Below are 20,427 nucleotides of genomic sequence, written 5' to 3'. Positions count from 1 at the left end.
CTGTTCCGGCAACGTGAATTTCCTGACTCGATTGATACTGTGGCTGCTCCGTTTGTACAAGCGCTGGCTCAGTCCATTGCTCGGACCTCGCTGCCGTTTTCACCCCAGTTGCTCCGATTATGCACGGATTGCCGTCACCCGTTTCGGCCCCTGGCGCGGCAGCCTGCTGGCCGGGTGGCGGCTGCTGCGTTGCCAGCCTTTGTGCACCGGTGGCGAAGACCCGGTGCCCGAACATTTTCATTACCCCCGCTGCCGTTGCGCGGGAGATTGAAAAACGCGGAACATGCCTCTGAAGCATTAGGCAGGCGCGAAGGTGAACGGCAAGGTCGCCAACCTTCAGCGCAGCGGCTACGACCCAACCAGGCCTTTACGACTCACGGCGTCGAGCCGTAGCCACCTTCCACGCCCTTGCTCGCGTACGCCACCGCGTCATGCGGATGCAGGCTCTCCTGATGTTCCACGCGGATGTGGAAATCACTGAGCGCCGGGTCGGCGTCGAGCGTCTTCTGGATGCGCCGGGCGGCATCCTCGCAGAACATCAGGTTGCCGCCGTTGGCCAACGCGAAGGCCTGTTCGTCCTCGCGCTTCACCGCGGTCTGCACCGGCGTGCCGAGCGCATGCTCGACGCGATCGATCAGGCCGATCAGATGGAAGCCCGCGCCGATCGCCGTGCGGATGCGCAGGCGCGCCACGCTGCGCTGGGCATGCGGGGTGGCCACGATGCCGCGCTCGCTGCCGAGCCAGGCCAGCACCGCGGCGTGGTCTAGCGGCTTGCCGGCATCGAAGTCGCTGGCGAACTGGTCCTGGATCAACTGGCGCGACAGCGCGGCCGAGGCCGGGCAGGTCGAGGAGTAGACCACTTCGGTGCCGAACTCGAGCAGGAACTCGTCGCCGGTGAGGCTGGCCTCGATGCATACGGGGTACGCGCGCCAGCCGCTGTTGGCACTTTTCAGGGCCGGGCGGCGCACCAGGTGCTCGAAATGGATGCTGATGCAGGCGCGGTCGGACAGGTCCTTGTGCGAGTCGAGGAAGCCGCGCAGCAGCGCATGCAACATGTCGGCACTCAGCGTCTGCGTGCTCAGCGCCTGCTCGACCTGCAGGTACAGGCGCGACATGTGGATGCCGCGCTTGTCCGGCCGGTTCAGGTTGACGAAGGCGCCGACCCGGGCGCTGGCGCGCTGCGCCTGGCCATCGCCGGCATCGAACAGCACCGGCACCTGGATGTCGGCCATGCCGACCCAGTCCAGCGCGCCGGCAAGATGCGGTTGCGCGTGCACGGCGACGTCGGGCAGCAGGCGGGCGGTATTTTCCTGGTTCGGCATGATGGGAGTCCTGACATCGGCGAACGGGTCGCCGCGAAGCAAGCAATCTTGGGGCAAGCAGGCTGCCGCGCAACAGTGGCGTGACGGAAACACTGCGTCCCGGGTCGTTTCAGGCCATCTGTCGGCGCCATGCGCGGGCGGCCTGCCACGCCTGCAATGAAGTTGCCAACCCGGTGCGCGACTGGCCGGCCTGCAATACCGCCAGCGAATCACCAGCCCGCGCCGCGCGCTGCGCCAGCTTGTTCGCGTGGCGCGATTCCAGCGCGCGAAACACGCTGAGCGGCCCGGCCAGCGTGGCCGACTCCGCCCAGCTGGTCAGCAGGTCGTCCAGTTGCGCCTTGATCGCCTGCTGTCGTGCCGCACTATGGCTGCGCAATTGCGCGCGGATCAGGCCATGCCTCGCCAGTCGCGCCATCGGCAGCGGCAGGCGATCGCGTTCGGCGTCCTGCTCCAGCCGCAGCAGCGCATGCAGCAGATGGTTCAACATCGCGACCCGCGTTGCCCGCGCCGATGACGCGTCAGCACCGTACCACCAGGCGGTTTCCAGCGCGGCCAATGCGCCGTGCAACGGCATCGCCGCATCGAGCTGTGCCGAAAAGTCGGCGGCGGTGCCCTGCTCCAGTTGCGCCATCGCGGCCAGCACCGGCGCCAGCCACCGGTCGCTGGCGATCGCATGCGCGCGTTCGTCGTCGAACAGCACCTGGGTCAGTGGATGACGACCGCCGCTGGCCGGCGCACCAGCCAGTTCCTCCGCCCACCAATTGAGCTTGGCCGCGGCCACCTGCGGCTCGCGGATGCCGTAAGCCGCGCCGAGCAACTCCTGCTCCAGCGCAGCCAACGCGACATGGCCGGGATAACGCCGGCCATCGACGAATACCAGCGCGATGCGCTGCTGCGGTTGCACCGCCAGCCACTTGTCGATGAAGCCCTGCAACACGGCATTCTGTTCGACCAGCTCGATCATGCCGGTACCGGTTGCAATTTAAGCAGTTCGACCAGCTCGGCCGGATGGTCCAGCACGACATCGGCACCCCAGCCGTGGGGATCGCCGCCGTCGAGGTAACCCCAGCTCACCGCCACCGTGTACAGGCCGGCGGCGGCACCGGCCTGGACGTCGCGGCGGTCGTCGCCGACGAACAGGCTTTGCGCGGGCGCCACGCCGGCGCGTTCGCAGGCCAGCAGCACCGGTGCAGGATCGGGCTTCTTCACAGCCAGCGTATCGCCGGAAACCACCGCGCTGGCGCGCTGCGACCAACCGATGCGGGCGACCAGTTCGTCGGTGAGAAAAGCGGCCTTGTTGGTGACGATGCCCCAGCGCAGTCCATGCGCCTCGATCCGCGCAAGCAGCGCGTCGACACCGTCGAACGCGCGCGTCTGCTGCGCCAGCATGTCCTGGTACAGCTGCAGGTAACGCGGCACCAGCGCTTCCAGCGCAGGCTCGCCGCGATCGGCAAACGCGCAGCGCAGCACGGCACGCGCACCGCGCGAGACCACTTCGCGCACCGGCGCGTACGGCGGCGGCGGCGCGCCCTCTTCCGTGCATTGCGCCAGCAATGCGGCGTACAGATCGGGAGCGCTGTCGAGCAAGGTGCCGTCCAGGTCGAACAGCACGCCCTGGATGTTTTCGGGCAAGGGCTTCATGCCGGCTTCTGCGCGCTGAGCACGTAATTGACGGCCGTAACCCGGCTCAACCATGCCTTGCGGTTGAGCGGGTTGTAACCCAGCCCGGAAACGTCTTCCAGCTCAAGCCCCGCATGGCGCAGCAACCGGCCCAGTTCGGACGGCTTCAGGAATTGCGCATAGTGGTGCGTGCCACGCGGCAGCATGCGCATGACGTATTCGGCACCGACGATCGCCGCGCCGAATGCAGCCGGCGTGCGGTTGATGGTGGACATGAACAGCCGCCCGCCCGGTTTCAGCATCGCAGCCAGATCGTTCACCAGCGCCGCCGGATCGGGTACGTGCTCGATCAATTCCATGCAGCACACCGCGTCGAAACTTTCCGGCTCGGCCGCAGCCAGTTCGGTCGAGGACTGCACGCGGTAATCGACGCCGAGGTTCGACTCGTGCAGGTGCAGCCTTGCGGTTTCGATCACCTTCTCGCCGAGATCGATGCCGATGACTTTCGCGCCGGCCCGCGTCAGCGCCTCGCTCAACAGGCCTCCGCCGCAGCCGACATCGGCGACCTTCGCATCGCGCAGGTCGACGCGCGCCGCGATGTACGCGGCACGCACCGGGTTGAGGTCGTGCAGCGGGCGCGACTCGCCGTCGGGATCCCACCAGCGCGCCGCCAGGCTGTCGAAGCGGGCGATTTCCTCGGGGCTTGCGTTGGCGGCGATCATGTTCGAGTCCACGGTGAGTACATGGGTTTATTGAAAAGTGCGGCCATGGATGGCCGCCTCTTGATTTTCGCGTTCATGGAGGAACGCAAAAGTTAAGACGCCAGCCATTCGTACACCGTGATATGCCAGCCGCCGCTGACATGCGCCGGATCGCTGTGCGCAATCGCAGTGGCTTCGGCCAGGTCGGCCGCGTGCAGCAGGTACGCGCCGCCGGATTTGTCGCTGAAACCGCCGGACAACTCCACCCGGCCCTGTTCGCGCAGACCGTCCAGAAAGGCCAGGTGCAACGGCAGCACGGCCGGGTCGAGATGCGGCAGTCGGATAAGCAGAATCAGATAACGGTTCATCGGAAGCTCCGGTTCATGCCTCGGCGATGCGCTCGCGCCAGGCGCGCGTCTTGTCGAGGATCGCGGCAGTGTCGACGTCGACAAGCTCGCGTGACGTCAGCTTGCGCTTGCCGGCGATCCACACGTCGCTGACCTGGTGGCGACCGGTAGCGTAGACCAGTTGCGAAATGACGTGGAACATCGGCTGGGTTTCCAGCTCGCTCAACCGCACGGCGGCGAAATCAGCCTGCTTGCCCACTTCGATCGAGCCGATCTTCGCTTCCAGCCCGATCGCCTTCGCGCCGTTGAGCGTGGCCGCGCGCAGCGCGAACGCCGCGTCGAACGCCGCCGCGTCGCCGGCCACTGCCTTGGCCAGCAATGCCGCGGTGCGCATCTCGCCGAACATGTCCAGGTCGTTGTTCGAGGCGCAGCCGTCCGTGCCGATCGCCACGTTGACGCCGGCCAGGCGCAGTTTCTCCGCCGGGCAGAACCCGGAGGCGAGCTTGAGGTTGGACTCAGGGCAATGCACCACCGACACGCCGGCAGCGGCGCAGGCGGCGATCTCGCCATCGGTCAGCTGGGTCATGTGCACGGCGATCAGGCGGTCGTTGACCAGGCCCAGCTTCTGCAGGCGCTGGAACGGGCGCAGGCCGCTCTTGGCCTTCTCGTCTTCGACCTCGTGTGCGGTCTCGTGCGTGTGCAGGTGCACCGGGATGTCGAGCTGGTCGGACAGCACGCGAATGCGCTCGAAGCTCTCGTCCGACACCGTGTAAGGCGCGTGCGGCGCGAATGCCGTGGTGATCAGGCCATCGCCGATGAAACTGTCGTGCACCTCGCCGGCGCGCGCGAAATACTCGTCCTGGGTTTTCGCCCAGGGGGTGGGAAACTCGATCACTGGCAGGCCCACCACCGCGCGGAAGCCCATGCGCCGATAGGTCGCACCGATCGCGTCGGGGAAAAAGTAGTTTTCGTTGGCGCAGGTGGTGCCGCCACGCAGCATCTCGGCCACCGCCAGTTCGACCCCGTCACGCACGAATTCCGGCCCGATCACCTTCGCCTCGGCCGGCCAGATGTGCTGCTGCAGCCAGACCATCAGCGGAAGGTCGTCGGCGAGGCCGCGCAGCAGGGTCATCGGATTGTGCGTGTGGCTGTTGACCAGGCCGGGCATCAGCGCGTGCTCGCCCAGTTCGACGCGTTCGCGCGGTGTGTAGACGGTTCGCGCTTCGGCGATCGGCAACAACGCCACGATGCGGTCACCCTGTACTGCCACGGCGTGGTTTTCCAGTACGACGGCATGCGGTTCGACTGGCACGACCCAGCGTGCTTCGATCAGCAGGTCGATGGGTTGTGGGGGCATCTGGCTCATCCTGGACGGACTTCCTGCGGGTGGTGGATGCAACATGGGGCGGCACACCTTGCGGCGCCCGCCCCATGTTTCGTCGATTCCGGCGAAAGCCGGGATCCAGTGCCGTGCTGTTTGTACGAAAGGCGAAGTATGCTGCGCACGAGTGTTCCACTGGATCCCTGCCTTCGCAGGGATGACGAACCGGCAAAGGCGCGAGCGGAGCTCGCGCGCCGGTTCGTCACTTGACGCGGCTGTCGTACTCGCCGGTGCGGGTATCGACCTTGATCACTTCGTCCTGATTGACGAACAGCGGCACGCGCACCACGGCACCGGTCTCCAGCGTGGCCGGCTTGCCGCCGCCGCCGGAGGTGTCGCCGCGAACGCCCGGGTCGGTCTCGGTGATCTTCAGCTCGACGAACTTCGGCGGCTGCACGGCGACGATGGCGCCGTTGAACAGCGTGACCACGCACTCTTCCTCGCCCTTGAGCCACTTCCACGCGTCACCCATCGCGGCCAGCGTTGCCGGCACCATCTCGAAGGTTTCCATGTTCATGAAGTGCCACAGCCGGTCCTTCCCGAGGCCATCGATGAAGGAAAGCTGCATGTCGGTATCGGTGACATCCGCTTCCTCGAAGGAATCGCTGGACTTGAGCGTCTGCTCGGTGGTGCGCCCGTCTTTCAGGTTGCGGATGCGGATTCGGGTGAACGCCTGCCCCTTGCCCGGCTTGACGAAGTCCGCTTCGGTGATGACCCAGGGGTCACCGTTGTGAAGGATCTTCTTGCCCGTTTTGACGTCATTGAGGCCAAGGGTCGCCATGCGTTATTGCTCCAGAGGTAAAACCGCCCCGCAGGACGGCTAAAATGGGTATCTGTCACGGGCTGAGCGCCCGCCCAAGGCCCGCCATGATAACCGCAAGCCCCGTTGCCCGCATTACATCGCCCTCGTCCCCGACCGACTGGCGCCAGCTCTGGCGCGAGGCTGTTACCGATGCCGCCGAACTGCTTGCCCTGCTCGGGTTGCAGCACCTCGCCGACCGCCTGCCAGCAGCTGACGCCGGTTTCCGGGTGCGCGTGCCGCGCGGCTTCGTCGCGCGCATGCGCCATGGCGATGCGCGCGATCCGTTGCTGCTGCAGGTATTGCCGCAGTTGGCCGAACTGGACGAGGTACCCGGCTTCGTCACCGACGCGGTCGGCGACATGGCCGCGCGAGAGGCCCGCGGCCTGCTGCACAAATATCACGGCCGTGCGCTGCTGATCGCCAGCGGCAGCTGCGCGATCAACTGCCGCTATTGTTTCCGCCGGCACTTTCCCTATGGCGAGGAAATCGCCGCTGCCGGCCAATGGCAGCAGGCACTGGAGCATTTGCGCCGGGACGGCTCGATCAGCGAACTGATCCTTTCCGGAGGCGATCCGCTCTCGCTGGCCACCAGCAAGCTGGAAGAACTGGGCCGCGGCCTCGCCGAGCTTCCCCAGGTCATTCGCCTGCGCATCCACAGCCGCCTGCCGGTGGTGCTGCCCGAGCGGATTGATCGATCCTTCCTCAATTGGTTCGCCGCGCTGCCGTTACAGAAGGTGGTGGTGCTGCATGCCAACCATGCCAACGAACTTGACGCCGGTGTCGATGCCGCCTGCGCGCACTTGCGCGAGGCCGGAGCCACCGTGCTCAACCAGTCGGTGCTGCTGCGCGGCGTCAACGACGATGCCGACACGCTGACCGACTTGTCCGAGCGACTGTTCGCGGCCGGAGTGCTGCCGTATTACCTGCACCAGCTCGATCGTGTGCACGGCACCGCCCATTTCGAAGTGGACGACGCCCGCGCACTGAAGCTGGTCGAGGCATTGCGCGCCCGTCTCCCTGGCTACCTGGTGCCGAGGCTGGTACGTGAAGTTGGCGGCGACTCTTCAAAGCGGCCGTTGTGAACGAGCTGACGAGTGACGTAGGGCGGTTTTCGCTGGCGGCTGCTGGCGGAATCCGCTACAAACATCGATAACGAACAGGCATCCACTCCGGACCAGTGCAACCGCGAAGATCAACGGACAGCTCGGCGCCCCATGAAAAAAGATTACGTCATCAAGATCCTCTTCATCGAAAACTCGCTTGAGGAAGCCGAGCAGATCATCAGCCTGCTGCGAAATACGGGCATCGCCGTGCGCCCGGCCCGCGCCACCAACGTCGAAGAGCTCAAGGCCACCGTGGGCGAACTGGAACCGGACGTGGTGATGTTCGATCCCGCAGTCACCACCATCGAATTGCGCGAAACCGTGCAGATACTCGACGCCTACGGCCGAGACTATTCGCTGCTCGGCCTGGTCAACGCGATGGACAACCAGACCGTGGCGGACCTGTTTGTCCATGGTGCCCGTGGCGTCGCCTCACGCAGCCAGCCGAAGCAACTGATTGCCGTACTTCAACGCGAATTCGAATCACTGCAGACGCGCCGCCAGGTACGTCGACTGGAGACCTCGCTGCGTGAATCGGAGCGCCGGTGCGACGCGCTCCTCGACTCCTCCACCGATGCCATCGCCTACGTCCACGAAGGCATGCACGTGCGCGCCAACCAGGCCTACCTGGATACCTTCGGCTATGACAGCTTCGACGATCTGCTCGGGCTGCCTGTGCTCGACATGATCGACTCGTCCCATGCGGACGAGTTCAAGGCGCTGCTCCGTGGCCACGCGCGGCAGGAAAAGCTGCCCTCGCAACTCACCTTGCACGCGCGCCGCGCCGACGGCAGCCAGTTCGATGCCACGGTGGAATTCGCACCCGCCACGTTCGAGGGCGAGCCCTGCCTGCAAATCGTGTTCCGCCGCCAACTGGTCGATCCCGCCGTGCTGGAACAACTGCAGCGTGATCCAGTCACCGGCCTGTTCAACCGGCCACGCATGCTGGAATGCATCGACGATGCGGTCACCGCGGCAGCCAAGGGCAAGAAAGGCCAGTCACTGCTGTTGATCGAACCCGACAACTGGACTTCGCTGGTGGGCGGCATCGGCCTGGGCAAGGCCGATGAATTGCTTGCCGGTTTCGCCGACCGCATCCGCATGCTGCTCGGCGCCGACGATGTTGCCGGCATGCTCGCCGAGCACACCCTCGGCGTGGTGCTGAACTCGCGCCCCGATGAGGCGATCAGGGACTGGATAGCGAAGCTGCAGCACAGCGTCAGCAACGAGATCTTCGATGCCGGTTCCCGCTCGATCACCGTCACCGCCAGCATCGGCGGCAGTCTGCTGGGCGAGAAGAACGCCAACACCGAGCTGCTGCTCAACCAGGCCAGCCAGGCGCTGCGTACGGCGCAGAGCCTGGGCGGCAGCAAGGTGGAACTGCACGACCCGGCGGCCCGCGAAAAAGCCGACGAGGAGCGCGATCGCTATTGGCTGGAGCTTCTGCAGCAGGCGCTCGTCAGCAATGGCCTGGTGCTCTACCACCAGCAGACCATCAGCCTGCAGGATGCCGAAGGCGACTATTCGGAAATCCTGCTGCGCATGAACGGCCCTCAGGGCGAAGTATTGCCTGGCTTCTTCATGCCGATCGCCGAAAAGCACAATCTCACCACGGCGATCGACCGCTGGGTTCTCGACAAGGCCATTACCGCACTGCAGGCGCACGAGGGCCAGGGCCAGCACACCACGTATTTCATCAAGCTCACGGCCGCTTCGCTGCAGGATCCGGAGCTGCTGCCTTGGCTGGCCGAGCGGCTCAAGAAGGCAGCCCTGAAGCGCGGCCGGATCGTGCTCGAAATGACCGAAAGCAAGGTGATGACCCTGTTGCGCCCGGCGCAGGAGTTCGTCAACGACTGGAAGAAGATCGGCGGCCAGTTCGCCCTCGAACAGTTCGGATCCGGCCTGAACTCATTCCAGTTGCTCAACCATATCGATGCCGATTACCTGAAGATCGACCGCAGCTACATGGCCGAATTGCCGCGGCACCCGGAGAACCAGAGGAAGGTCACCGAGATCTGTCAGCAGGCACGCGAACTCAAGCGCCTGACGATCGCCGAATGGGTCGAAGACGCCACCAGCACTTCGCTGCTGTTCGCCTGCGGCGTGGACTTCGTGCAGGGCAACTTCCTGCAGGAGCCACAGCGGCTGACCTAGCCACGCCTTGAAACGCCCTGCCGGCGCCGGCCATGGATGACTAGTCAGCACATCAAGCCCGCTTGCGCCTGATCTGGCGCAGACGGGTACGGACATGCGGCGGATTCGACGTGTTGAAAATGGGCAGACAGCCCTCTTTCAGCCATCCTGGAAGCCACCGCGACCGCCCGTCCTGGCGGCACCGCCTGTCCGGATCCGGAACAGCAAGAAACCCGCGGAGCGATCCGCGGGTTTCTTGTATGCACGCTTCTATTGCGAGATGGCTTATTCGGCAGCTGCAGCAGCAGCGGCGGCCTTGGCATTGGCTTTGGCAGTGGCAGCAGCGGCGACGTCTTCCTTGATGCGGGCAGCCTTGCCTTCCAAGCCACGCAGGTAATACAGCTTGGCGCCACGCACCTTGCCCTTGCGCTTCACGGTCAGCGAGTCGATGGCCGGGCTGTGCGCCTGGAACACGCGCTCCACGCCGGTGCCGTGAGAGATCTTGCGCACGGTGAAGGCCGAATGCAGGCCGCGGCTGCGCTTGGCGATGACGATGCCCTCGAACGCCTGCACGCGCTCGCGGTTGCCTTCCTTCACCTTGACGTTGACCACCACGGTGTCGCCGGGGCTGAATTCCGGCAGCTGGCGGACGATCTGCTCGGATTCGAACTGTTCAATGATCTTGTTCATGGCGCACCTGTCGGTTCACTTTAGCGATATCAATGATGCGACCATCACTTGGTCGAATCGTCTTGCCGCGAATGCTCACGGCGGAATTCATCCAGCAAGGCCCGGGATTTCACATCCAGTCCGCGCTGTGACAACAAGTCCGGGCGCCGCAACCAGGTTCGTCCCAGCGATTGCTTCAGACGCCAGCGGGCAATCGCCACGTGGTCGCCGGACAGCAACACCGCCGGTACATCACCCAGCGCGTCATGCACCGGTTTTCCATAATGCGGACAATCCAGCAGGCCATCCGAAAAGGAATCCTGCTCGGCCGACTGCGCGTCGTTCAACGCGCCGTCCTGCAAGCGTCCCACCGCGTCGATGATCACCGCCGCGGCCAACTCGCCGCCGGACAGCACATAGTCGCCGATGGAAAGCTCCTCGTCGACCTCGTGCGCCAGCAGACGCTCGTCCACACCTTCGTAACGTCCACAAAGCAAGCCGATGCGCGGCAACTTCGCCAGCGCTTCCACCCTGCCCTGCGTCAGCCGCGCTCCCTGCGGACTGAGATAAACCAGATGCACCGGTTCCGGTGCCGCGTCACGCATGGCCGCCAGGGTCGTGCGCAACGGCTCGATCATCATCACCATGCCGGGACCGCCGCCATATGAGCTGCTGTCCACGCTGCGATGCTTGTCGGTGGCGTAGTCGCGCGGATTCCAGGCTTCCACCTGCAGCAACTCGCGTTGCTGCGCGCGTCCCACGACACCGACGGCAGCGCACTGGCGCACGAAGTCGGGAAACAGGCTAACGACATCGATACGCATGATCCGAAAATCCTCGAGTCCCGCAACCCGGCGACGTCAGAATTCAGGATCCCAGTCCACCACCATGCGCCCTGCGGACAAGTCCACCGAACACACATACGAACCCTGGACGAAAGGAATCAGCCGCTCTCGCGCGCCGTCCCTGACCACCACGACATCGTTGGCACCGGTGGCGAACAGGTGACTGACCCGCCCCAACTGCACGTCTTGCGTGGTGACGACCTCAAGCCCTTCGAGATCGACCCAGTAATACTCATCCTTCGCGGGAGGAGGCAGCTGCTCACGGGCGACATAAATGTCGGTGCCGATCAGCGCAGTTGCCTGTTCGCGGTCATCCACCCCGGGCAGTTGGGCCACCATGCCCTTGCCCTGCGTACGACCCTTCACTCCCGAGACCTGCGTTTCCGCGCCAGGCGCTGCACCGAGCAGCCACGGCTGGTAATCGAAGATCCGCATGCGCGGCTCGGCCCAGGATTCGATCTTGAGCCAGCCCTGCACGCCATACAGCCCGACGATGCGCCCGATCAGGACGCGCCGACCGGCTGCAGTCATACTCAGGCAGCAGCCTGCTGCTTGCCCGCTTCCTTGACCAGGGCAGCGACCTTGTCGGTCAGCTGGGCGCCCTTGCCCACCCATTCCTTGACGCGCTCGACGTTCAGCTCAAGGCGCTTGTCCTTGCCCGACGCGACCGGGTTGTAATAACCGATGTTCTCGATGTTGCGGCCGTCGCGCTTGCTGCGCTGGTCGGTCACGACGACGTGGTAGAACGGACGGCCCTTGGCGCCACCGCGCGAAAGACGAATCTTGACCATGGTAAAACTCCAGAATTGCCGAACGGGCGGCAGGCACACGAGAGTCGTGCGCGGTAAACGGGGCATTTTAGCGGGTTTTCGGGAAAATGGAAGAGTTTCAGAGCAGGACTGAGTGGAGAGGAGTGAGAAAAGAGGGTAAAGCGCCAAACTTGGCCCCACTCTATATCTCACTCCTCTCCACTCGTTTCTCGCGGTTCAGCGCATCGGCGGCAAGCCACCCATCCCACCCATGCCCTTCATCGCCCCGCGCATCTGGCGCATCAGGCCCTTGCTGCCACCCTTGGACAGCTTGGACATCATCTTTTCCATTTGCATGTACTGCTTGAGCAGGCGGTTGACATCGGCCGGCTGGGTGCCCGAACCGCGGGCCACGCGCGCGCGGCGCGAGCCGTTCAGCAGGTCCGGGTGGCGGCGTTCCTTCTTGGTCATCGAACAGATGATCGCGATCATCTTGTTCATCTCGCCGTCGTTGACCTTGGATTTCACGCTGTCCGGCAGGTTGCCCATGCCAGGCAACTTGTCCATCAGGCCGGCCAGGCCGCCCATGTTGCCCATCTGTTCCAACTGGTCCTTCATGTCGTTCAGGTCGAAGCGCTTGCCCTTCATCACCTTCTGGGCGAGCTTCTGCGCCTTGTCCTGGTCGACCTTGCGCTCGACTTCCTCGACCAGCGACAGCACGTCGCCCATGCCGAGGATGCGCTGAGCCAGGCGATCTGGGTGGAACGGCTCCAATGCGTCGCTCTTCTCGCCCGCACCGAGGAACTTGATCGGCTTGCCGGTGACGTAGCGCACCGACAGCGCCGCGCCGCCGCGGGCGTCGCCGTCGGTCTTGGTCAGGATTACGCCGGTCAGCGGCAGCGCCTCGTTGAACGCCTTGGCCGTATTGGCGGCATCCTGGCCGGTCATCGAATCGACCACGAACAGGGTTTCGATCGGCGTGATCGCGGCATGCAGCGCCTTGATCTCGGCCATCATCGCCTCGTCCACGTGCAGGCGGCCGGCGGTGTCGACGATCAGCACGTCGACCACTTCGCGCCTGGCGGCGGCAACCGCGGCCTTCGCAATGGCGACCGGATCCTGGCCCGCCTCGGACGGGAAGAACTTCACCCCGACCTGTTCGGCAAGCGTGCGCAACTGCTCTATCGCGGCCGGACGGTAGACGTCGCAGCTGACCACCATCACCTTCTTCTTCTTGCGCTCGGTCAGCAGACGCGCCAGCTTGGCCACCGTGGTGGTCTTGCCGGCGCCCTGCAAGCCGGCCATCAGCACCACCGCCGGCGGTTGCTGGGCCAGGTTCAGTTCGGTGTTGGCGGTACCCATCACCACGGTCAACTCGTCGCTGACCACCTTCACCAGCGCCTGGCCCGGTGACAGGCTCTTGATCACGTCTTGGCCGACCGCGCGCACCTTGATCCGCTGGATCAGCGCCTGCACCACCGGCAGTGCCACGTCCGCCTCCAGCAAGGCGATGCGCACTTCGCGCAGGGCCTCGCGGATGTTTTCCTCGGTCAGCCGACCGCGGCCGCGCAGGCGATTGACGGTGGTGGAAAGGCGTTGGCTGAGCGACTCGAACATGGCGGAACCGGCAAACAGGAAAGCAGCCGATTATAGCGGACCTGTCGAAAGACCTCGCATGCACGTCCGCCAAGGGCTGTGCGACACTGCGCGGCTATGGCCATCCACGTTCTCGCCCTGCTCGCCATCACGCTCTATCTCGCCGCCGCGGGTGGCCTGGCACGGCCACTGTTGAGCGGTGGGCAGCCGCTGAATCGCTTGGCGCTGGGTTTGGCCGGCGCGGCAGTGCTGGTCCACGCCGGCATCCTGCTTGGCATGCATCGCGGCGCACTGGATCTGCATTTCTTCGCAGCATTGTCGCTGGTCGCGTTCGTGGTTTCGGCGCTGACCCTGCTGGTGAACGCTTCGCGGCCGGTTGCCGCACTCGGCGTGATCGTGTTTCCGCTGACCGCGTTGCTGATCGCGGTGGATGGTTTTCTGGCACCGCCGACGCTGCCGCAGGCGATGGAATGGCAGATCAAGCTGCATGTCACGGTGGCGCTGATCGCGTTCGGCGTACTGTCGATCGCCGCCGTGCTGGCGATTCTGCTGGCCGTGCAGGAGCGCGCGCTGCGCCATCGCCAGTTCGGCCCCTGGCTGCGCGCGCTGCCGCCGCTGACGCTGACCGAAACCCTGCTGTTCCGCTTGATTGGCGCCGGTTTCTTGCTGTTGACGCTGACCCTGCTCACGGGCGCCCTGTTCGTGGACAACCTGTTCGGCCAGCACCTGGTGCACAAGACGGTGCTGTCGATCGTGGCGTGGCTGGTGTTCGGCTTGCTGCTCTATGGCCGCTGGCGACATGGCTGGCGCGGACAGCGCGCGGTCAACCTCACCTTGATCGGCATGGCCGTGCTGGTGCTGGCGTTTTTCGGCTCGAAATTCGTGCTGGAACTGATCCTGCACCGCACACTCGCCTGACAGCCGCGAAACATTCAGCGACAGGCGTCGATCGCCTCGCTCAATCGTTCCACGCCAGTCACTTCCATGTCGCCGACCCGGCCCTTCTTCGGCGCGTTCGCCTTCGGCACGATGGCGCGGCGAAAGCCGTGATGGGCAGCTTCCTTCAGGCGCTCCTCGCCGTTCGGCACCGGGCGGATCTCACCGGACAAACCCACTTCGCCGAAGGTGATCATGTGCTCCGGCAATGGCCGGTCGCGCAAGGATGAAAGCACTGCGAGAAGCACCGGCAGATCGGCCGCGGTCTCCTGCACGCGGATGCCGCCGACCACGTTGACGAACACGTCCTGGTCGTACGCGGCCACGCCGCCATGCCGGTGCAGCACGGCAAGCAGCATCGCCAGCCGGTTCTGCTCCAGGCCCAGCGTGACGCGGCGCGGGTTGCCCAGCGAGGATTGATCGACCAGTGCCTGCACTTCGACCAACAATGGACGGGTGCCCTCTCGAGTCACCATCACCGCGCTGCCCGACGTCGGTCCAGAGTGCGACGAAAGGAAGATCGCCGACGGATTCGGCACTTCGCGCAGGCCCTTGTCGGACATCGCGAACACGCCCAGCTCGTTGACCGCGCCGAAGCGGTTCTTGAATGCGCGCAGTACGCGGAAGCGGCTGCCGGCTTCGCCCTCGAAGTACAGCACCGCATCGACCATGTGCTCGAGCACGCGCGGGCCGGCGATGCCGCCCTCTTTGGTGACATGACCGACCAGGAAGACCGACGTGCCGGTTTCCTTGGCAAATCGCGTGAGCTTGGCCGCCGACTCGCGCACCTGCGACACCGAGCCGGGCGCGGCGGGCAGCAGTTCAGTCCAGATGGTCTGGATCGAGTCGATCACCAGTACCCGCGGCCGGGTCGCCATCGCCTGTTCAAGGATCCGCTCGATGCAGGTTTCCGCCAACGCCCGCAGCGGCTCCAGCGGCAGACCCAGGCGTTGCGCGCGCGAAGCGACCTGGGACAACGATTCCTCGCCGGTGACATACACGCTGGACAGATGCGCGCCCAGCGTGCCCAGCATCTGCAGCAGCAAGGTCGATTTGCCGATGCCCGGATCGCCGCCGACCAGCACCACCGACCCCTGCACCAACCCGCCGCCAAGTACGCGGTCCAGCTCGCCGATGCCGGTGAGCGTGCGCGCCTCGGTGGTCAACGCAACCTCGGTCAAAGGGACGACCTTTGCCGCACCGGCCGCAGCACCGGCATAACTGGAACGCTGCGCCCCCACCGACGAGCCCACTGCCGATGCCGGTGTCAGCACGATCGCGCTGAGCGTGTTCCACACCCCGCATTCGACGCACTGACCCTGCCATTTGCTGTGCTCGGCGCCGCACTCGGTGCAGACGTAGGCGGTCTTGGCCTTGGCCATGCGGATTTCCAGCTGGATATGATGATGGAAGCTTAGCCCGCGACCATCGCAAAGCGCGAGACGCCCCCGGCGCGCGAAGCGTCAGCTTTCGTCTTCCACGAACAGTACACGCCGGGTCATGCCGCAGGTGAGGTCGTAGGAGATCGTGGAGGATTGCGCGGCGATGGTTTCCACCGGCAATTCCGGCCCCCACAGCACCACGCGATCACCGATCTTCGCGCCGGGCGCATTGCGCAGGTCGAGCGTGATCAAGTCCATCGAAACGCGCCCGATCAGCGGCACGCGTTGCTCGCCGACCAGCACCGGGGTGCCGGCGGCGGCGCTGCGTGGGTAACCGTCGCCGTAACCGACGGCGGCCACGCCGACGGGCATGTCTTCGGGGCAGGTCCAGGTGCCGTTGTAGCCGATGCGTTCGCCCTTGCCGATGTGGTTGATCGCAATGAGGCGTGTGCTCAGCGTCATCGCCGGACGAAAACCGAAGTCGGCGCCGGTCTTGCCCTCCACTACCGACAAACCGTACAGCAGGCCACCCGTGCGCACCCACTCGCCGCGGGCATCAGGCCAGCCGAGTACGGCGGCGGAATTGGACAGCGAGCGCGGGCCACCCAACGTTCGCGTGGCTTCGGTGAATCGGGCAACCTGCGCCGGCGTCTGCTCGCCGCCGAACACCTCGGAGTCGGAAAAATGCGTGAGCAGGCCGATCACGGGATCGACGCAGGGCATGCCGACGAGTTGTGCATGCACCTCGGCTACGCGCTCCACCGGAAAGCCAAGTCGATGCATGCCGGTATCGATCTTCAACCATACTCGCAGACGTCCGCGCGCGGCATCGGCCTGGGCCAGCCACAGCAGTTGGGCGTCATGATGGATCGCCGCGTCGAGTTGCAGCCGCTGCATCTCGGCGATGTCGCGGGCATTGTCCGGGCCGGACAGCACCACGATGCGTTGCCGATGTCCCGCCGCGCGCAAACGCAGGCCATCGCCCAGCGCGGCCACCGCAAATGCATCGGCCTCGCTGTCCAGTGCGCGCGCCACGCGTTCCAGACCGTGGCCATAGGCGTCGGCCTTGACCACCGCCATCACCTGCGCGGGCGCAGCCAACGCTTTCAGCCGCGCGAGGTTGTGGCGCAGTGCGCCGAGGTGGATGGTGGCGACGGTGGTGCGGCTCATGATTTTGAAGAGCGGGGAACGGGAAACGGGAAACGGGAAACATGGAGTCCGCACACGACCATGAGCCGGGGTACAGCAAGGGAAGCTTGTTCGAGCGAAGAGCCGTACGCGCGCGTGGACTGCGCGTTCCCCGTTCCCCGTTCCCCATTCTCCGCTCTCAATCAAAACTCCCCACGAACGAATCCGGTGCGTAATTCTCGAACTTGGTGTAATGGCCGAGGAAGGTCAGCTTGCAGGTGTCGGTGGGGCCGTTGCGCTGCTTGCCGATGATGATCTCGGCGACACCCTTGTCGGGCGATTCCTTGTTGTAGTACTCGTCGCGGTAGATGAACATGATTACGTCGGCGTCCTGTTCGATCGCGCCGGACTCGCGCAGGTCCGACATCATCGGGCGCTTGTCGGCGCGCTGTTCCAGCGAGCGGTTCAACTGCGACAGGGCGATCACGGGCACGTTCAGCTCCTTGGCGAGGCCCTTCAGTGAACGCGAAATTTCTGAAATTTCGGTGGCGCGATTCTCCTTGTTGCCGGGCACCTGCATCAGTTGCAGGTAATCGATCACGATCAGGCCCAGGCCACCGTGCTCGCGGTGCAGCCGGCGCGAGCGCGAGCGCAATTCCACCGGCGACAGGCTGGGCGTGTCGTCGATGAATATCTTGGCGTCGTTGAGGATGGATATGGCGTTGGAGACGCGCGGCCAGTCCTCCTCCTGCAGATCGCCGTTGCGCAGATGCTGCTGATGGATGCGGCCCACCGAGGAGATCAGGCGGAACGCCAGCTGCGAGGCGGACATTTCCATCGAGAACACCACCACCGCCTTCTTGCTGCGCAGCGCGGCGGTCTCGGCGATGTTCAGCGCGAACGCGGTCTTGCCCATCGACGGACGCGCCGCCACGATGATCAGGTCGGAAGGCTGCAGGCCTGAGGTGAGGTTGTCCAGGTCGGTGAAACCGGTGGTGATGCCGGTGAGCTGGCCACGGTTGTTGTAGCGCTCGGTGAGCAGGCGGAAGGCATCCTTCACCGCCTCGCGCATCGAGACGGAATCCTTCTTGCCGCGCGCTCCGGATTCGGCGATGTGGAACACGCGTTGCTCGGCGCTTTCCAGCACCTCCTGCACGCTCTTGCCCTCGGGCCGGTAGCCATCCTCGGTGATCGAGGTGCCGGCATCGATCAGCTGGCGCATGACCGACTTCTCGCGCACGATCTCGGCATAGGCGGCAATATTGGCGGCACTGGGCGTGCTGTTGGCCAGCTCGATCAGGTAGCCGGCGCCCCCGACCATCTCGGCCAGACCGTTGCTGTCGAACCAGTCGCCCAGGGTCACCGCGTCGCACGGCATGCCCTTGTTCGCCAGCTCGTTGATGGCGCGCCAGATCAGCCGGTGGTCCTTGCGGTAGAAGTCGTCCTCGGCGAGCCGGTCGGCAACCTTGTCCAGGGCATCGGGCGCCAGCATCAGGCCGCCCAGTACCGCCTGCTCGGCATCGATCGAATGCGGCGGCACGCGCAACGCCTCGATGGCAGGCGAGGAAGATTTGCGTTCGGGCACGAAGGACATCGACTCACCTCTGTGGAGGATTTCCCCACGAAAAACGGGCATCACGCCGACACGGTCCGGTCGCCTGCACTGACGATCATCATACGCGGCGGCATCTCAGCTGCCGAGACGATAAGTCTGTGGATAAGCTGTGTGTTGCCGGGTATAAAACGGGGAACGGGGGAAAGCGCAGAGCTTTGCCAACGTCCAAAAGCAAACGGGCGCCTCGAGGCGCCCGGCTGCTTCCATCGTGAGGATGGTCTGGAGCTTACTTGTCGCCGACCACGATCACCTTGACGGTCGTCTGCACGTCGGCGTGCAGGTTGATCACCACGTCGTACTCGCCGGTGTTGCGAAGCGGGCCTTCGCCCAGAATCACTTCACCCTTGTTGACCTCATGACCGGCGGTGGACAGCGCCTCGGCAATGTCGCGCGGACCGACCGAGCCGAACAGCTTGCCTTCCGCGCTGGCGTGCGCGGAGATGGTCACCGAGGCATCGGCCAGCTTGGCCTTGCGTGCTTCGGCGTCGGCCAGTGCCGTATTGGCCTTGGCCTCGTATTCGGCGCGACGCTGTTCGAACGCGGCCAGGTTGGCGGCATTGACGCGAACGGCCTTGCCCTGCGGCAGGAGGAAATTGCGGCCGTAACCGGGCTTCACGACGACCTTGTCGCCGAGCGTGCCGAGGTTGCGGACTTTCTGCAGAAGAATGAGTTCCATGATGCTTTCCTGTTCGTTAGCACCGGTGTGGCCCGGCGCAGCCAGAGGACGGTTGTCCGAAGGTGTTGCACCCTCTCCCCGTCGGGGAGAGGGTTGGGATGAGGGGTCGGGGCTTGCGATGATGCCTGTCGAAGCGAACGTCGATGAAGCCTGTCGCGAACACCCGCCCCTCATCTGCCCTGCGGGCATCTTCTCCCCCGGAGGAGAGAAGAAATGGCAGGTCAGACGTCGTGGTTGTCGGTGTACGGCAGCAGCGACAGGAAACGGGCGCGCTTGATCGCCGTGGCCAGCTGGCGCTGGTAGCGCGCCTTGGTACCGGTGATGCGGCTCGGCACGATCTTGCCATTCTCGGTGACGTACTGACGCAGGGTGTTGAGATCCTTGTAGTCGATCTCCTTCACGTCTTCGGCAGTGAAGCGGCAGAACTTGCGGCGGCGGAAAAACTTGGACATGGTCTGGATTCCTATCAGTCGTCGCTGTCGCGATCGTTGTCGCGGTCGTCGCGGTCACGGCCGCGGCCTTCGCCATCACCCTCGTCGTCGCGGCGACGGGTGGACTTGGCATCATCCTTTTCCTTCGACTTCAGGATGAAGGACGGCTCGATATCGGCTTCGTCGCGACGGATCACCAGGTGGCGCAGCACGGCATCGTTGAAGCGGAAACCCGACTCCAGCTCGTTCAGCGCGTTCTGGCTCACTTCGATGTTGAGCAGCACGTAATGTGCCTTGGCCAGGTTGACGATCGGATAGGCCAGCTGACGACGGCCCCAGTCTTCCAGACGGTGGATCTTGCCGCCGTCGGTCTCGATCAGCGCCTTGTAGCGCTCGAGCATGGCCGGAACCTGCTCGCTCTGGTCCGGATGGACCATGAACACAACTTCGTAATGACGCAGGGTCATTGTGGTTTGACTCCTTGTGGATGCGGCCAAAAGCGGCCTTGCAGCCTCCCGCTGGTGCGGTGAGGCAAGTGTCCTGCCAGCGCCCTGACGGATGGGGGCAGAAGCGGAATTGTACGATGCTGGCGAATGATCGCGCAAGTCATTGAAAATCATGACTTGCGCCGGGATTCGAGGATCAGCTGACGGTAAAGCTCTCGCCGCAGCCGCACTCGCCGGTGGCGTTCGGGTTGTGGAACACGAAGCTGGCGTTCAGGCCATGCCGCTGGAAGTCGATCACGGTGCCTTCGACCAGGGCCAGGCTCTTGTCGTTGACGATCAACGGTACGCCATCCACCTCGACCAACTGGTCGCCAGCGTCGATCGAATCCGCCAGATCCACCACATAGGCAAATCCGGAGCAACCGGTCCGCTTGACCCCGAACCGCACGCCAGCGGCCTTCGGCATGCCTGCCAGGAAGTGGCGCATGCGTTCGTTGGCGGCGGGGGTAATGGTGATGCTCATGGTGGTGGATCCATCTTCGATT

At 64.8% G+C, this 20,427-nt stretch carries 23 protein-coding genes; 4 read left to right on the top strand and 19 right to left on the bottom strand.

All coding sequences use genetic code 11. From position 1 onward, the window contains the following. Positions 1-22 precede the first annotated feature (22 nt). Entirely contained in the window at positions 23-271 is a 249-nt protein-coding gene (gene yidD, locus CIW53_RS09010) for a membrane protein insertion efficiency factor YidD (protein WP_149364505.1), read from the top strand. Between the two features lie 103 nt (positions 272-374). Here the strand turns inward: yidD and folE2 are convergent, their stop codons facing one another. From folE2 to efp, 7 genes are all read right to left on the bottom strand, one after another. Continuing rightward, the gene (gene folE2, locus CIW53_RS09005) at positions 375-1,322 is read right to left on the bottom strand and encodes a GTP cyclohydrolase FolE2 (RefSeq protein WP_149364385.1); all 948 of its coding nucleotides are present in this window, start codon (positions 1,320-1,322) and stop codon (positions 375-377) included. 109 nt (positions 1,323-1,431) lie between these two features. Then, entirely contained in the window at positions 1,432-2,286 is an 855-nt protein-coding gene (locus tag CIW53_RS09000) for a phytoene synthase (RefSeq protein ID WP_149364384.1), read from the bottom strand. Beyond that, complete coding sequence (gene gph, locus CIW53_RS08995) at positions 2,283-2,963, bottom strand: phosphoglycolate phosphatase (protein WP_149364383.1); 681 nt, start codon at positions 2,961-2,963, stop codon at positions 2,283-2,285. The genes CIW53_RS09000 and gph overlap by 4 nt, the downstream gene beginning before the upstream one ends. Beyond that, entirely contained in the window at positions 2,960-3,664 is a 705-nt protein-coding gene (ubiG, locus tag CIW53_RS08990; RefSeq protein ID WP_149364382.1) for a bifunctional 2-polyprenyl-6-hydroxyphenol methylase/3-demethylubiquinol 3-O-methyltransferase UbiG, read from the bottom strand. Before ubiG ends, gph begins: the two co-directional genes overlap by 4 nt. 92 nt (positions 3,665-3,756) lie before the next feature. Further along, positions 3,757-4,011, bottom strand: coding sequence for a YciI family protein (locus CIW53_RS08985; RefSeq protein WP_149364381.1), 255 nt, complete (start codon positions 4,009-4,011; stop codon positions 3,757-3,759). 13 nt (positions 4,012-4,024) lie between these two features. Then, positions 4,025-5,356: a TRZ/ATZ family hydrolase gene (locus tag CIW53_RS08980; RefSeq protein ID WP_149364380.1), complete on the bottom strand. Its 1,332-nt coding sequence runs from the start codon at positions 5,354-5,356 to the stop codon at positions 4,025-4,027. A 217-nt stretch (positions 5,357-5,573) separates the two neighbouring features. Then, positions 5,574-6,152 (bottom strand): elongation factor P, encoded by a 579-nt coding sequence (efp, locus tag CIW53_RS08975; RefSeq protein ID WP_149364379.1) that lies wholly within the window; start codon positions 6,150-6,152, stop codon positions 5,574-5,576. Positions 6,153-6,238: 86 nt separating this feature from the next. Here efp and epmB point away from each other — a divergent pair, with 86 nt between their 5' ends. After that, a complete protein-coding gene (epmB, locus tag CIW53_RS08970) occupies positions 6,239-7,255 on the top strand; it encodes an EF-P beta-lysylation protein EpmB (RefSeq protein WP_149364378.1) in 1,017 nt (338 codons plus the stop codon). A gap of 132 nt (positions 7,256-7,387) precedes the next feature. Further along, the gene (locus tag CIW53_RS08965; protein ID WP_149364377.1) at positions 7,388-9,430 is read left to right on the top strand and encodes a GGDEF domain-containing phosphodiesterase; all 2,043 of its coding nucleotides are present in this window, start codon (positions 7,388-7,390) and stop codon (positions 9,428-9,430) included. Between the two features lie 264 nt (positions 9,431-9,694). Here the strand turns inward: CIW53_RS08965 and rplS are convergent, their stop codons facing one another. From rplS to ffh, 5 genes are all read right to left on the bottom strand, one after another. Further along, on the bottom strand, positions 9,695-10,099 hold the full coding sequence (gene rplS / locus CIW53_RS08960; protein ID WP_149364376.1) for a 50S ribosomal protein L19: 405 nt from the start codon (positions 10,097-10,099) through the stop codon (positions 9,695-9,697). 44 nt (positions 10,100-10,143) lie between these two features. Then, positions 10,144-10,902 carry a tRNA (guanosine(37)-N1)-methyltransferase TrmD gene (gene trmD, locus CIW53_RS08955; RefSeq protein ID WP_149364375.1) on the bottom strand — a complete coding sequence of 253 codons (759 nt, stop codon included), beginning with the start codon at positions 10,900-10,902 and terminating at the stop codon, positions 10,144-10,146. Positions 10,903-10,938: 36 nt separating this feature from the next. Next, complete coding sequence (rimM, locus tag CIW53_RS08950; protein ID WP_149364374.1) at positions 10,939-11,454, bottom strand: ribosome maturation factor RimM; 516 nt, start codon at positions 11,452-11,454, stop codon at positions 10,939-10,941. A gap of 2 nt (positions 11,455-11,456) precedes the next feature. Further along, positions 11,457-11,714 (bottom strand): 30S ribosomal protein S16, encoded by a 258-nt coding sequence (rpsP, locus tag CIW53_RS08945; RefSeq protein WP_113724110.1) that lies wholly within the window; start codon positions 11,712-11,714, stop codon positions 11,457-11,459. A 195-nt stretch (positions 11,715-11,909) separates the two neighbouring features. After that, on the bottom strand, positions 11,910-13,289 hold the full coding sequence (ffh, locus tag CIW53_RS08940) for a signal recognition particle protein (RefSeq protein WP_149364373.1): 1,380 nt from the start codon (positions 13,287-13,289) through the stop codon (positions 11,910-11,912). A 96-nt stretch (positions 13,290-13,385) separates the two neighbouring features. Here ffh and ccsA point away from each other — a divergent pair, with 96 nt between their 5' ends. Next, complete coding sequence (ccsA, locus tag CIW53_RS08935) at positions 13,386-14,186, top strand: cytochrome c biogenesis protein CcsA (RefSeq protein WP_149364372.1); 801 nt, start codon at positions 13,386-13,388, stop codon at positions 14,184-14,186. A gap of 14 nt (positions 14,187-14,200) precedes the next feature. Here ccsA and radA read toward each other — a convergent pair whose 3' ends face one another. The 7 genes from radA to CIW53_RS08900 all read right to left on the bottom strand — a co-directional run bounded on the left by radA (position 14,201) and on the right by CIW53_RS08900 (position 20,405). After that, on the bottom strand, positions 14,201-15,586 hold the full coding sequence (gene radA, locus CIW53_RS08930) for a DNA repair protein RadA (RefSeq protein WP_149364371.1): 1,386 nt from the start codon (positions 15,584-15,586) through the stop codon (positions 14,201-14,203). A gap of 81 nt (positions 15,587-15,667) precedes the next feature. Beyond that, positions 15,668-16,756, bottom strand: coding sequence for an alanine racemase (alr, locus tag CIW53_RS08925; protein ID WP_149364370.1), 1,089 nt, complete (start codon positions 16,754-16,756; stop codon positions 15,668-15,670). 157 nt (positions 16,757-16,913) lie between these two features. Then, positions 16,914-18,308 (bottom strand): replicative DNA helicase, encoded by a 1,395-nt coding sequence (locus CIW53_RS08920; protein ID WP_149364369.1) that lies wholly within the window; start codon positions 18,306-18,308, stop codon positions 16,914-16,916. Positions 18,309-18,555: 247 nt separating this feature from the next. Continuing rightward, positions 18,556-19,005, bottom strand: a complete 450-nt coding sequence (rplI, locus tag CIW53_RS08915; protein ID WP_149364368.1) for a 50S ribosomal protein L9 — start codon at positions 19,003-19,005, stop codon at positions 18,556-18,558. A 221-nt stretch (positions 19,006-19,226) separates the two neighbouring features. Continuing rightward, complete coding sequence (rpsR, locus tag CIW53_RS08910) at positions 19,227-19,457, bottom strand: 30S ribosomal protein S18 (RefSeq protein WP_007081973.1); 231 nt, start codon at positions 19,455-19,457, stop codon at positions 19,227-19,229. A gap of 14 nt (positions 19,458-19,471) precedes the next feature. After that, positions 19,472-19,903: a 30S ribosomal protein S6 gene (gene rpsF / locus CIW53_RS08905; RefSeq protein ID WP_149364367.1), complete on the bottom strand. Its 432-nt coding sequence runs from the start codon at positions 19,901-19,903 to the stop codon at positions 19,472-19,474. Positions 19,904-20,078: 175 nt separating this feature from the next. Beyond that, complete coding sequence (locus CIW53_RS08900; protein WP_149364366.1) at positions 20,079-20,405, bottom strand: iron-sulfur cluster assembly accessory protein; 327 nt, start codon at positions 20,403-20,405, stop codon at positions 20,079-20,081. Between the last annotated feature and the right edge of the window lie 22 nt (positions 20,406-20,427).

Source organism: Rhodanobacter sp. T12-5, from assembly GCF_008329435.1.
Lineage (GTDB): Bacteria > Pseudomonadota > Gammaproteobacteria > Xanthomonadales > Rhodanobacteraceae > Rhodanobacter.
Note: the sequence above shows the minus strand (reverse complement) of the source record. Positions and strands in the feature narration are given on the sequence as shown.

Bases quoted from the DNA above. Each gene is read 5' to 3' on its own strand.
- ccsA (WP_149364372.1), top strand. From the start codon at position 13,386: ATGGCCATCCACGTTCTCGCCCTGCTCGCCATCACGCTCTATCTCGCC.
- efp (WP_149364379.1), bottom strand. From the start codon at position 6,152: ATGGCGACCCTTGGCCTCAATGACGTCAAAACGGGCAAGAAGATCCTT.
- CIW53_RS08980 (WP_149364380.1), bottom strand. From the start codon at position 5,356: ATGAGCCAGATGCCCCCACAACCCATCGACCTGCTGATCGAAGCACGC.
- ubiG (WP_149364382.1), bottom strand. From the start codon at position 3,664: ATGATCGCCGCCAACGCAAGCCCCGAGGAAATCGCCCGCTTCGACAGC.
- epmB (WP_149364378.1), top strand. From the start codon at position 6,239: ATGATAACCGCAAGCCCCGTTGCCCGCATTACATCGCCCTCGTCCCCG.
- gph (WP_149364383.1), bottom strand. From the start codon at position 2,963: ATGAAGCCCTTGCCCGAAAACATCCAGGGCGTGCTGTTCGACCTGGAC.
- trmD (WP_149364375.1), bottom strand. From the start codon at position 10,902: ATGCGTATCGATGTCGTTAGCCTGTTTCCCGACTTCGTGCGCCAGTGC.
- folE2 (WP_149364385.1), bottom strand. From the start codon at position 1,322: ATGCCGAACCAGGAAAATACCGCCCGCCTGCTGCCCGACGTCGCCGTG.
- radA (WP_149364371.1), bottom strand. From the start codon at position 15,586: ATGGCCAAGGCCAAGACCGCCTACGTCTGCACCGAGTGCGGCGCCGAG.
- CIW53_RS08900 (WP_149364366.1), bottom strand. From the start codon at position 20,405: ATGAGCATCACCATTACCCCCGCCGCCAACGAACGCATGCGCCACTTC.
- rpsP (WP_113724110.1), bottom strand. From the start codon at position 11,714: ATGGTCAAGATTCGTCTTTCGCGCGGTGGCGCCAAGGGCCGTCCGTTC.
- rimM (WP_149364374.1), bottom strand. From the start codon at position 11,454: ATGACTGCAGCCGGTCGGCGCGTCCTGATCGGGCGCATCGTCGGGCTG.
- CIW53_RS08985 (WP_149364381.1), bottom strand. From the start codon at position 4,011: ATGAACCGTTATCTGATTCTGCTTATCCGACTGCCGCATCTCGACCCG.
- rplS (WP_149364376.1), bottom strand. From the start codon at position 10,099: ATGAACAAGATCATTGAACAGTTCGAATCCGAGCAGATCGTCCGCCAG.
- rpsR (WP_007081973.1), bottom strand. From the start codon at position 19,457: ATGTCCAAGTTTTTCCGCCGCCGCAAGTTCTGCCGCTTCACTGCCGAA.
- CIW53_RS08965 (WP_149364377.1), top strand. From the start codon at position 7,388: ATGAAAAAAGATTACGTCATCAAGATCCTCTTCATCGAAAACTCGCTT.
- ffh (WP_149364373.1), bottom strand. From the start codon at position 13,289: ATGTTCGAGTCGCTCAGCCAACGCCTTTCCACCACCGTCAATCGCCTG.
- CIW53_RS08920 (WP_149364369.1), bottom strand. From the start codon at position 18,308: ATGTCCTTCGTGCCCGAACGCAAATCTTCCTCGCCTGCCATCGAGGCG.
- CIW53_RS09000 (WP_149364384.1), bottom strand. From the start codon at position 2,286: ATGATCGAGCTGGTCGAACAGAATGCCGTGTTGCAGGGCTTCATCGAC.
- rpsF (WP_149364367.1), bottom strand. From the start codon at position 19,903: ATGACCCTGCGTCATTACGAAGTTGTGTTCATGGTCCATCCGGACCAG.
- alr (WP_149364370.1), bottom strand. From the start codon at position 16,756: ATGAGCCGCACCACCGTCGCCACCATCCACCTCGGCGCACTGCGCCAC.
- rplI (WP_149364368.1), bottom strand. From the start codon at position 19,005: ATGGAACTCATTCTTCTGCAGAAAGTCCGCAACCTCGGCACGCTCGGC.